Genomic DNA, 9,869 nt, shown 5'->3' with positions numbered 1-9,869 from the left:
TCGCAAAAGAAATGGTGTTCGCGTAGCACGGAGAATCGGGGGTTCGCTGGTGAGCTCTCACCGTTCTTATCAGGCATACCCAGTATCCCCACACTTCGCTCCAGCACTCGGTCGATCGCCGATCGGTCCAGAAGCTCTCGGCTGAGCGGCCCGGCAGACCCGGCCTTACACTAATGCCACCTTGCGTTTGGACTCAACAGGGCTCCTCAGAGAGGAGCGAAATGGTGTAATGTGGCGCGCGTGTATGATAAAACGCTTCGAAGGCTGAACGCAAAATAGACCGGAACTTGCACCCTCCTAATCGCGGAGGGTCTGCTGAGACGGCTATCTCGTTCGCGGCTATCCGTTCAGGCGCCGCCACTTGGTCTGAGGCCAATCTCACAGCGAGAAGCGAACGCATTCTGAATTCGGGCGCGAGCTCGTACCTCGTCTTCGAGGGCACTTTGGACCAGTGCATACAGCGACTATGCGAAAAGCCCGCATCTGCGCGCCGGCTTTACGAAATTAACACAGAACCGCAGGGGCCCGCTTTGCCCCCGTCTTGTCCGCGGAAGACGCTCAAGAGCTGATCCGGCTGCGCGAGTTCTTGTGATCGCTCAGGTCTCGATACCAAAAGAGCTCTTATCATTTGATTGTATAATTTTGTCGCCGACAATAACCCGCTTGGATTCGCCATCGCGTCGTATCGACTTCGGCCGACCGCCCCACACTGTCAGCAGTTATGTCCAGACGGCCTAAGATAGCATCGGGCTATTGCAATCAATTTCAAGTAGTTACTGCTGATCAGCTACTCGTGTCGGAGTAACTCATTTTAGTGCCATGGAAAGGGCTCGTCTATGTCGTCGAGCCGACAGACGGTTCCCGCCGATTACAATAGTATCAAAGGCTTCCGGAGTGCTGGATATGGAACGTCAGTACAGACCAACCACCTATCTGACCGCCGCTGAACTTTTTGAAATGGCGACGATTAAATTACAAGAAGCTGCGATTACGCCTGAGGGGCCAAGGCAACAGAACATTCTCAGGGAAGCGCAAGCCTTACAGGCTCGCGCTCAACTCAAAGCGACGCAGCTCTCTAAGAGCCGCGCGCAAGCAAATTGAAACGCAAGAATAGTCGGCGTGTGGTCCCATGGATGACACCGAGATCCTGCAAGGATGTGTGCCATGTCCGGTGACGGCGGTCGCCATCGCAAAAACTGACGTCGATACTGATCCTCTCACCGCAGCGGCGCTTTCCGTAATCGCCGCCGCCTGGGCTGACTTGATTGACGAGCAAGAGTGGGTCAATGCGTATTGGTGGTCGTAACGCACCGCGTTGCGCTGACGCGCATCACCATCTGACAATCGGGGGTCCTTCGATTGTACGAGGCGTTTCCAAACGACGACCGCTATCTCCGAACCTGGCAATGGATCCACAAATAGCGAGGCTGACCATGGCCGACTTCACCGGCTCAGGCGCCGACGAAATTATCATTCCGTCGTTCAGCGCGACGCGCGCGCGTTACATCACGGCGCCGATTTGCCATGGCACGAATTCGAGATCGCCATAGCCCAGGTCTTCCGATTTGGTATGAGCGCCGGATGCGACGCGCAGAACCTGATCGAGAATTTCCTGTCCTTTTGCCTCGATCGATATTCCATCGAGCACATCGCCGCAATTGATGTCCATATCGTCAGCCATGTTCCGATACATCTCGCTGTTCGTGGCGAGCTTGATCGAGGGAGTCGGCTTGCAGCCAAAGGCCGAGCCGCGCCCGGTGGTGAAGCACATCACGTTGCAGCCGCCGGCCACCTGGCCGGTTGCGCCGACCGGATCGTAACCGGGAGTATCCATGAACACGAAGCCGCTCTCCTTGATCGGCTCGGCGTATTCGTAAATGGCGCGCAGCGCGGTCGTGCCGCTCTTGGCGGCAGCGCCCAGCGACTTCTCCAGAATGGTCGTGAGCCCGCCGGCCTTGTTGCCAGGCGAGGGATTGTTGTTCATCTGGCCGCCGTTGCGGGCGGCGTATTCTTCCCACCAGCGAATCCGCTCGATGAGTTTCTCTCCGACAGCGCGGTTGACCGCACGCCGCGTCAGCAGGTGCTCGGCACCATAGATTTCCGGGGTTTCAGCCAGCACCGCCGTCCCGCCGTGCCTGACCAGCTGGTCGACGGCAGCTCCGAGCGCGGGATTGGCTGTAATGCCCGAATATCCGTCTGATCCGCCGCATTGCAGCGCGAGGACGATTTCGGACGCGGGACGGGTCTCGCGCTTGGCGCGCGCCGCAACGGGCAAGATGGCCTTGATGCGTTCGACGCCCTGATCTATGGCCTTTTTGGTTCCGCCAGAGGCCTGGATCGTCATGGTCTGGAAGTGATCGCCTTCCACCAGGCCATATTCCTCCTTCATGCGATCGATCTGAAAGACCTCGCAGCCAAGGCCAACCATGAGCGCGGCGCCGAGGTTGGGGTGGGTCGCGTAGCCCCATTGGGTTCGGCGCAGCAGGTCAAAGCCTTCGCCATGGGAGGCCATGCCGCATCCGGTGCCATGTACGAACGCCACCGCGCCATCGATCTCGGGATAGTCATCGAGCAGCCCGGACCGATTGACCTCTTCGGCAATGAATTTCGCCGTCGTGGCCGAACAGTTCACGGAGGTCAGGATGCCGATATAGTTTCGCGTTCCGGTTTTTCCGTTCGGTCGCACGTAACCTTCAAAGGTCGCGCGCAGCTCCGGCGGCAGGATATCTTCGCCTCTGGCTCCCTCGGCGAACTGATAGTCGCGCGCGAAGTCATGCATGACGACGTTGTGCTCGTGCACCCAATCGCCTGGGGCTACGTCCTTCGATGCGAAGCCGATGATCTGGCCGCACTTCCGGATCGGCTCGCCCTGGCGAATGGCAGCCGTCGCCATCTTGTGACCGCGCGGTATCCGCTGCTGCGCGACCAGATTATCAAGACCGGTGCCGAGAAGGATTTGATCGACGGCGACGATCACGTTGTCGTCGGCCGATAAACGGAGCGTTCGTGGCGTGCTCATTTGAGAGTTCTCATTCAGGATAGATCGCATCAATTTGCGGGCTGGCGCAAACTGTCGATCGATTTCAGAAGCGTCTTGCGTGCCGTCTGCAGATGGGTCCGGCATTTTTCGTCGATGGCGTCGAGATCGCGGCTGCGCAATGCTCTGATATAAGCGATGTGCTCATGCAGGGCGACATAGTTGCGCTCCTTCTCGTCGACCTTGTCCCACTGATAGTGGTAGTGAAAGATCATCGAGATCACGTCGTAGAAATTCTGAACGAAGCGGTTTTGCGAGGCGTCATGGACCAGGCGATGAAGCCGCTCGTCGAGCCGCGAGAACTCGGAGTATCGTTCGTCGATGTCTTCCAGTAGATTGTGGTGCTGCTGCTCGATCAGGTTCAGTTCGGCCCACGCCGCGGCATCGGGCGGCAGTTCGGCGAAACGATGCGCGGAGCGAAGCTCGAACATCTCCCGGATCTCGTAGATCTCCATCGCGAAATCGGCCGTGATACCCTTGAAGACCCAGGCGCTGTTGGGACGACGCTCCAACAGGCCGAAGTGATTGAAGTGCGTCAGATGCTCGCGGATGGCGGATGTCGATGTTGAAAATTGGCGGGCGAGTTCGGCGCAATTGATCAGTTCGCCCGGCCGGCAATCGCCCTGCAGGATCCACTCCATGAAGCGGCGCCCGACGACGTCACCCACCGATTCCGTTTGCGCTTCGGGAAAGTAGTCTTCGGCCGTCGGCGGGCGCGCCAGATGCCGGCGGCTACCGTCACGATCGATGATGCCGGCGTCGGTGAGGGATGACAGCACGGCACGGACGGTCGTGCGACTGACATGGAGATCCAGCGCCAGATCGAGTTCCGAGCGGAGATGCGAGCCAGGTTCGTGCTTCGCGAGCATGTTCAAGCAGCGGTTGTGGGCGCGTTTGAAGACGGCGTTGCTCTTCATTGCGGTCAATCCTCAGTAGCAAAAAAGCACTTCGACGCTTTCAGTTTTTTAAAGATAAAAAACAATTTGACGAAGAGCCAGCCCTCAAACTCTATGGCGTCACAAAAAATGCGCCGGAGGAGACAGATGACGACGGTTCCCGCACCATTCGTGAGCGCAATTGCTGAAGGTGGCTCCGATTGTCCGGCGGCAGTGGCCGCGTGACCGGTCGAATCATCCAGTTTGGGACGAGCCGCTTCCTCCAGGCCCATGTCGGTGTCTTCGTCCACGAGGCGCGCGTGTCCGGCGAGGACGTCGGGCCGATCGCCGTGGTGCAGGCATCCAATTCGACCGGCCGGGCCGGGCGCGTCGAGGCATTCGGCCGGCCCGAAGGCTATCCCGTCTTGATCCGCGGCATCGAAAATGGCGTCAAGATCGACCGACGCGTGGATGTCCTCAGTGTGGATCGTGGCCTGTCCGCGGTGCGCGATTGGGACGATTTGTCCGACTGCTTCGCCACGGAGGCGGACTTCGTCGTCTCGAACATGGGCGATACCGGTTACGAGATCGCAGACGGCGACCGCGGAGTTGCTTTACTGTCCGGCGAGGTGCCGGAATCTTTCCCCGGCAAACTGACCGCGTTGCTGCACCGACGCTGGCGCGACGGCGCGCGCCCGTTGACCGTCCTGCCGTGCGAACTCGTTCATCGCAATGGCCGCATCCTCGAAGACAAGGTGCTGGCGCTGGCGGCCGACGCCGGCGCGCCCTCGGCCTTCGCCGAATGGATCGCGAAGGAAATCATCTTCGCCGAAACGCTGGTGGATCGCATCGTATCGCAGCCGCTGGAGCCGATCGGCGCGATCGCTGAACCCTATGCGCTCTGGGCGATCAAGCGTGACAGGGGCCTTTCCGCGCCTTGCGTCCACCCGGCCATTGTTCTGGCCGACGAACTCGAATCGTTCGAGCGGCTCAAGCTTCATATCCTTAATCTCGGCCACACCGTACTCGCCGATATCTGGTTGTCCGAAGGCCGCTCACCGAATGAGACCGTGCGTGAAATCCTGTCAGATGCCGCCGTGGCTGAACGGCTCGATCATATCCTGCAGCATGAAGTGCTGCCTGGGTTCGCCGTCCAAGGCATGGAAGCGGAAGCCCGTGGGTATATTGCAACCACGCTCGATCGTTTTCGGAATCCGTTCCTTGACCATCGCATCTCCGATATTGCACAGAACCATGCCGTGAAGGTGGATCGGCGTATCGTTGCATTCCTGAAATGGATTGCCGAGCGCGGGCACGCGCCTGCAACGCCAAAGCTCGATGCTTTCAAAGCGCGGTAACCGCGCTCCAAGCTTGAAATGAAGTAGAACGGCATGACCTATCATTTTGATTTCGCGGCGCTGCTGCCGTATTGGCGAGAATTCGCCCGCGGCATCTGGCTGACCGTGCAGTTGTCCGCCGTCTCGACGGTGCTGGGATTTGTTCTTGGCACGCTGTGCGCCATCGGTCGCGCCGACGGCTCGCGTGGGGTGAAGTGGCTCGTCGCCATCTATGTCGAGGCGATCCGCAACACACCGCTGCTGGTGCAGGTCTTCATCATCTATTTCGGTATCGCCACCCTCGGCGTGCATGTGTCGGCCAATATGGCCGCGGTCATTGCTCTCGTCGTTAATGTTGGCGCTTACACGTGCGAGATCGTGCGCGCAGGTATCGAGTCCGTCCACAAGTCGCAAATCGAGGCCGCAGACTGTCTGGGGCTGTCTCGCTTCCAGACCTACTGGCATGTCGTCCTGCGTCCGGCGATCGAGCGCGTCTACCCGGCAATCACCAGCCAGTATGTTCTGCTGATGCTGGCATCCTCCATCACCTCGCAGATCTCGGCGGAAGAACTGACGGCCGTCGCGAACCGCATCCAGTCCGACACGTTTCGCGCATTCGAGACCTACATCGTGACCGGCGTTCTCTATTTGCTGCTGTCCTTCGTCGTTCGGGTCTGCCTGTGGCTGTTCGGATTGGCTGTCTTCGTGCGTCGGCGCAAGCTCGGCACGGCGATCTAGGAAAGTCCATGCCCACATTCAGCCTTGTTCATCTCGAGTTTCTTCTTGTAGCCGCGCAATGGACGATCGGCCTGTCGATCGCTGCCTTTGTCGGCGGAGGCCTGGTCGGCTTCGTCGTCGCGCTTGCCCGCATCTCCGACCTGCGTTTGCTGCGGATTGCCGCGATGATTTACATTCAGCTCGTTCAAGGAACGCCGCTGCTCATTCTGTTGTTCGTCATCTATTTCGGGATCTCGCTGCTCGGCTTCAACAACCTGCCGGCGCTGTTCGCGGCCTGTGCGGGGCTCATCGTCTATTCCTCGGGATTTCTCGCCGAGATCTGGCGCGGCTGCATCGAATCCGTGCCGAAAACCCAATGGCAGGCGGCGGAGTGTCTTGCACTCACGCCGTGGCAACGCATGGTGAAAGTCATCCTGCCTCAGGCCGCGCGTATCGCCACGGCACCCACCGTCGGCTTCCTGGTGCAGATCGTCAAAAACACCTCGCTCGCGTCTGTCGTCGGCTTCGTCGAATTGGCCCAGGCCGGCAAGCTCATCAACAACTCCATCTATGAGCCGTTTACGGTCTTCATGATCGTGGCGCTTATTTACTTCGCTATTTGCTTCCCGCTCTCGACCTGGAGCCGGAGACTGGAAAGGAAGCTCAATGTCGGCCGTCGTTAGTCTTTCAAACGTCCATAAGCAGTTCGGCGCGCTCAAGGTGCTCGACGGCGTATCATTCGACGTCGGACGCGGCGAGGTCGCCGCCATCATCGGTCAATCCGGCTCCGGCAAGTCGACCGTCCTGCGCTGCATCAACGCGCTGGAGACGATCCAGCAGGGGACGATCGATGTTTGTGGCCATGCCTTGCATGATGCCGGTCTCAATCGCCGTGCCTTGCATCTCGACGTCGGGATCGTGTTCCAGAGCTACAACCTGTTTCCGCACCTGACTGTCGAACAGAACATCATGCTGGCGCCCGTCAGCGTGAAGTCGGTGCCCAAGAAGGAAGCCCGCGAACTCGCCCGCGAGGTACTCGCCCGCGTCGGCATGGAGGCCAAGGCAGAGAACTACCCGGAGCAGCTGTCAGGCGGGCAGCAGCAGCGCGTGGCGATCGCCCGCTCGCTCGCCATGAGCCCGAAGCTGATGCTGTTCGATGAGGTGACCTCCGCCCTCGACCCGCAGCTGACCGGCGAAGTGCTGAGGGTCATGGAAGACCTGGCGCGCGGCGGCATGACGATGATTCTCGTGACGCATGAAATGGCGTTCGCGCGAAAGGTTGCTTCCAAGATCATCTATATGCATCAGGGCAAAGTCTGGGAAACCGGATCGGGCGAAATGCTCGATCAGCCCAAGACGCCTGAGCTCCGCAACTTTGTTGGCGGGGTTTCCAGCGATCAGGCCTCGGCATCCGTCTAGGTGGACGCCGGACCAAGCAATTCGAACCACAAAAAGGGATGAAACATATGATCAGAAGACGTTTTCTCGCAGGCACCGCCGGACTCGTTGTTGGCATGGCTCTGCTCGCCAGCTTCTCTATCCCCGCCTGGGCCGACACGCTGGATGATATCAAGAAGCGCGGCAAGGTCATTGTCGCGCTGGATCTCGGCTCCCCTCCTTTCGGCATGTTCGATGCCAAGATGCAGCCGGTCGGCTCGGACGTCGAAAGCGCCAGGCTGCTCGCCGCGGATCTTGGGCTGCCGCTCGAGATCGTTCAGGTGACGAGCCCGAACCGGGTGCCGTTTTTGCTGACCGGCAAGGCGGATCTCGTCATGGCGTCATTCAGCGTCAACGAGGAACGCAAGAAGGTCATCGACTTCTCCATCCCGTACGGCGTGATCCAGGTCGTGGTCGCCGCACCCAAGAAGATCGATATCAAGGACATCGCCAGTTTGTCAGGGATGCGGCTGGGCACGACCCGCGGCTCCACCAACGACAAGGAAGCGACGGATCAGGCAAAGGGCGCAGAAATCGTGCGCTACGAAGATGACGCCACGCTGAACACGGCGCTGATTTCCGGGCAGGTGAACGTCATGGCATCGTCCACGCAGGTGATGGCGACGGTGAACGAGCGGCGCAAGAATGACCCGCTGGAGGTCAAGCTGGTGCTCAAGACCAATCCCTACGCCATCGGCGTCCGCAAAGGCGATGATGCGCTGAGGCAGGTACTGAACGACTGGATCGAGAAGAACCTCGCCAACGGCAAACTCCGTGCGATCTACGCCAAGTACAACGGCGCCGAGCTGCCGACGGACATGCCGAAGTAACTTTCGTTTGAAGTAACTTTCCTTTGCGGCCCGGGCTTGCACCGGGCCGCCCTTTATCTGGATGAGAAAGACCGAGCGAATGAAAGCCTTGATCTGCGACGAGCCGGGCCGGTTGTCTATCGTGGAGCGCCCGATTCCCGTTCCGGGCGACGGGGAGGTTCTGGTGCGAATCCGCCGGGTCGGCATTTGCGGCACCGATTTTCATATCTTCCAGGGCAAGCATCCGTTTCTGCAGTATCCGCGCGTCATGGGCCATGAGCTGTCCGGCACGGTGGAGAGCGCGCCCGCGGGAAGCGGCCTGACCCACGGGCAGAATGTCTACATCGTGCCCTATCTGTCGTGCGGCAAATGCATCGGTTGTCGGCGCGGCTTTACCAATGCGTGCCAGAACATCGCCGTGCTGGGCGTGCATCGCGACGGCGGCATGGCGGAATTTTTGGCCGCTCCTGCCAGCAATGTGATCCCCGCCGGCAATGCATCGCTCGACGATGCCGCGATGATCGAGTTCCTGGCCATCGGCGCGCATGGCGTGAAGCGCGGCGGCATCTCCGCGCAGGACCGCGTCCTGGTCGTCGGGTCGGGTCCCATCGGCATGTCGGCGATCATCTTTGCCAAGGCACGTGGCGCCAACGTCACCGTCATGGACACGCGCGAAAACCGCCTTGCTTTCGCCAGCGACGCGCTCGGTGCCGACCACCAGCTGATGGCCGATGCCGACGCTGAGGCCGAGGCAAAGCGCCTGACGGGCGGCGACTTCTTCGATGTCGTGATCGACGCCACCGGAAATGCCAGCGCCATGCAGCGCGGCTTCGGTTTTGTCGCTCATGGCGGGCGCTACGTTCTGGTGAGCGTCGTTCCCACCGAGATCACCTTTTCGGATCCCGAATTTCACAAGCGGGAAACCACGCTGTTCGCCAGCCGCAATGCGCAGCCGGACGATTTCGCCGAGGTGGTTCGCCAGATGGATGCGGGAAAAGTCCCGACGCGGGCGCTCAATACCCATCGCGGCCCACTGTCGGACGGCGCCTCGCTGTTCAAGGACTGGCTGCGTCCCGAAGCGGGTGTGATCAAGGCCATTCTGGAAGTATGATCTCGCAGAATTAGCGGCGGCGTGTCGAACCGTTTACGCCGGCAAGCGGATAGACGTTCTTCAAAGGTGGGAGCTGGTGGCGCCCATCGCTTTCAAATGGGATTCACGCTGTGCCGGATGTTTCAAGAATCGCCTGTATCGGCGAGTGCATGATGGAGCTGACGCAGGCGCTCCCCGACCATCACGCGCTCGGCTATGGCGGGGATACGCTCAATACGGCGATTTACTGCGCTCGACTTGGATTGTCCGTCGATTATATTTCGGCGCTGGGCGATGATCCATGGAGCGATGAGATGGTCGCCGGTTGGCAGGCCGAGGGGATCGGCACCCGTCATGTCGTCCGGGTGCCGGGAAAGCTGCCCGGCCTGTACATCATCAAGACCGGCACCAACGGGGAGCGTCGCTTCTACTACTGGCGGGAAAATTCAGCAGCGCGCCTGCTTCTGTCGCTGCCGGAAACGCCGGCCATCCTCGACGCCTTGTTGGCTTATGACCTGATCTATCTCTCGGGTATCACGCTTTCGCTCTATGATGAGGGCGGGCGCA

The 9,869-nt window shown here is 60.0% G+C and carries 12 protein-coding genes; 9 read left to right on the top strand and 3 right to left on the bottom strand.

Features of this window, described 5'->3' with window-relative positions; translation table 11 throughout:
• Positions 1-903 precede the first annotated feature (903 nt).
• Both JWR89_RS02615 and JWR89_RS02610 read left to right on the top strand, forming a co-directional pair.
• The gene (locus JWR89_RS02615) at positions 904-1,101 is read left to right on the top strand and encodes a hypothetical protein (RefSeq protein WP_299711458.1); all 198 of its coding nucleotides are present in this window, start codon (positions 904-906) and stop codon (positions 1,099-1,101) included.
• A gap of 28 nt (positions 1,102-1,129) precedes the next feature.
• Positions 1,130-1,306: a hypothetical protein gene (locus tag JWR89_RS02610; protein ID WP_299711455.1), complete on the top strand. Its 177-nt coding sequence runs from the start codon at positions 1,130-1,132 to the stop codon at positions 1,304-1,306.
• Positions 1,307-1,501: 195 nt separating this feature from the next.
• Here JWR89_RS02610 and JWR89_RS02605 read toward each other — a convergent pair whose 3' ends face one another.
• The 3 genes from JWR89_RS02605 to JWR89_RS02595 are packed head-to-tail and all read right to left on the bottom strand — an operon-like array spanning position 1,502 to position 4,223.
• Positions 1,502-3,019, bottom strand: coding sequence for an altronate dehydratase family protein (locus tag JWR89_RS02605; RefSeq protein ID WP_299711461.1), 1,518 nt, complete (start codon positions 3,017-3,019; stop codon positions 1,502-1,504).
• Between the two features lie 29 nt (positions 3,020-3,048).
• Complete coding sequence (locus JWR89_RS02600) at positions 3,049-3,954, bottom strand: GntR family transcriptional regulator (protein ID WP_299711452.1); 906 nt, start codon at positions 3,952-3,954, stop codon at positions 3,049-3,051.
• A 5-nt stretch (positions 3,955-3,959) separates the two neighbouring features.
• Positions 3,960-4,223 carry a hypothetical protein gene (locus tag JWR89_RS02595; RefSeq protein ID WP_299711464.1) on the bottom strand — a complete coding sequence of 88 codons (264 nt, stop codon included), beginning with the start codon at positions 4,221-4,223 and terminating at the stop codon, positions 3,960-3,962.
• Between JWR89_RS02595 and JWR89_RS02590 the strand changes: the two genes are divergently transcribed.
• The 7 genes from JWR89_RS02590 to JWR89_RS02560 form a co-directional block, all read left to right on the top strand.
• On the top strand, positions 4,155-5,270 hold the full coding sequence (locus JWR89_RS02590) for a mannitol dehydrogenase family protein (protein WP_299711449.1): 1,116 nt from the start codon (positions 4,155-4,157) through the stop codon (positions 5,268-5,270). The genes JWR89_RS02595 and JWR89_RS02590 overlap by 69 nt on opposite strands.
• Positions 5,271-5,303: 33 nt before the next feature.
• Positions 5,304-5,987: an amino acid ABC transporter permease gene (locus JWR89_RS02585; protein WP_299711446.1), complete on the top strand. Its 684-nt coding sequence runs from the start codon at positions 5,304-5,306 to the stop codon at positions 5,985-5,987.
• 8 nt (positions 5,988-5,995) lie between these two features.
• Positions 5,996-6,649 carry an amino acid ABC transporter permease gene (locus JWR89_RS02580; RefSeq protein WP_299711443.1) on the top strand — a complete coding sequence of 218 codons (654 nt, stop codon included), beginning with the start codon at positions 5,996-5,998 and terminating at the stop codon, positions 6,647-6,649.
• Positions 6,633-7,385: an amino acid ABC transporter ATP-binding protein gene (locus JWR89_RS02575; protein WP_299711440.1), complete on the top strand. Its 753-nt coding sequence runs from the start codon at positions 6,633-6,635 to the stop codon at positions 7,383-7,385. The genes JWR89_RS02580 and JWR89_RS02575 overlap by 17 nt, the downstream gene beginning before the upstream one ends.
• 95 nt (positions 7,386-7,480) lie before the next feature.
• Positions 7,481-8,233 (top strand): transporter substrate-binding domain-containing protein, encoded by a 753-nt coding sequence (locus tag JWR89_RS02570; RefSeq protein WP_366142960.1) that lies wholly within the window; start codon positions 7,481-7,483, stop codon positions 8,231-8,233.
• A 79-nt stretch (positions 8,234-8,312) separates the two neighbouring features.
• Positions 8,313-9,323, top strand: coding sequence for a zinc-binding alcohol dehydrogenase family protein (locus tag JWR89_RS02565; protein WP_299711434.1), 1,011 nt, complete (start codon positions 8,313-8,315; stop codon positions 9,321-9,323).
• Positions 9,324-9,472: 149 nt separating this feature from the next.
• Positions 9,473-9,869: PfkB family carbohydrate kinase (locus JWR89_RS02560; protein WP_299711431.1), on the top strand; the 397-nt coding region annotated here is incomplete at its 3' end.

The organism is Tardiphaga sp. (assembly GCF_028290785.1).
GTDB lineage: Bacteria > Pseudomonadota > Alphaproteobacteria > Rhizobiales > Xanthobacteraceae > Tardiphaga.
This window is presented reverse-complemented; position numbering and strand designations above follow the sequence as displayed.

Coding starts and splice junctions, on each gene's coding strand:
- JWR89_RS02615 (WP_299711458.1), top strand. CDS start 904: ATGGAACGTCAGTACAGACCAACCACCTATCTGACCGCCGCTGAACTT.
- JWR89_RS02610 (WP_299711455.1), top strand. CDS start 1,130: ATGGATGACACCGAGATCCTGCAAGGATGTGTGCCATGTCCGGTGACG.
- JWR89_RS02605 (WP_299711461.1), bottom strand. CDS start 3,019: ATGAGCACGCCACGAACGCTCCGTTTATCGGCCGACGACAACGTGATC.
- JWR89_RS02600 (WP_299711452.1), bottom strand. CDS start 3,954: ATGAAGAGCAACGCCGTCTTCAAACGCGCCCACAACCGCTGCTTGAAC.
- JWR89_RS02585 (WP_299711446.1), top strand. CDS start 5,304: ATGACCTATCATTTTGATTTCGCGGCGCTGCTGCCGTATTGGCGAGAA.
- JWR89_RS02580 (WP_299711443.1), top strand. CDS start 5,996: ATGCCCACATTCAGCCTTGTTCATCTCGAGTTTCTTCTTGTAGCCGCG.
- JWR89_RS02575 (WP_299711440.1), top strand. CDS start 6,633: ATGTCGGCCGTCGTTAGTCTTTCAAACGTCCATAAGCAGTTCGGCGCG.
- JWR89_RS02570 (WP_366142960.1), top strand. CDS start 7,481: ATGGCTCTGCTCGCCAGCTTCTCTATCCCCGCCTGGGCCGACACGCTG.
- JWR89_RS02565 (WP_299711434.1), top strand. CDS start 8,313: ATGAAAGCCTTGATCTGCGACGAGCCGGGCCGGTTGTCTATCGTGGAG.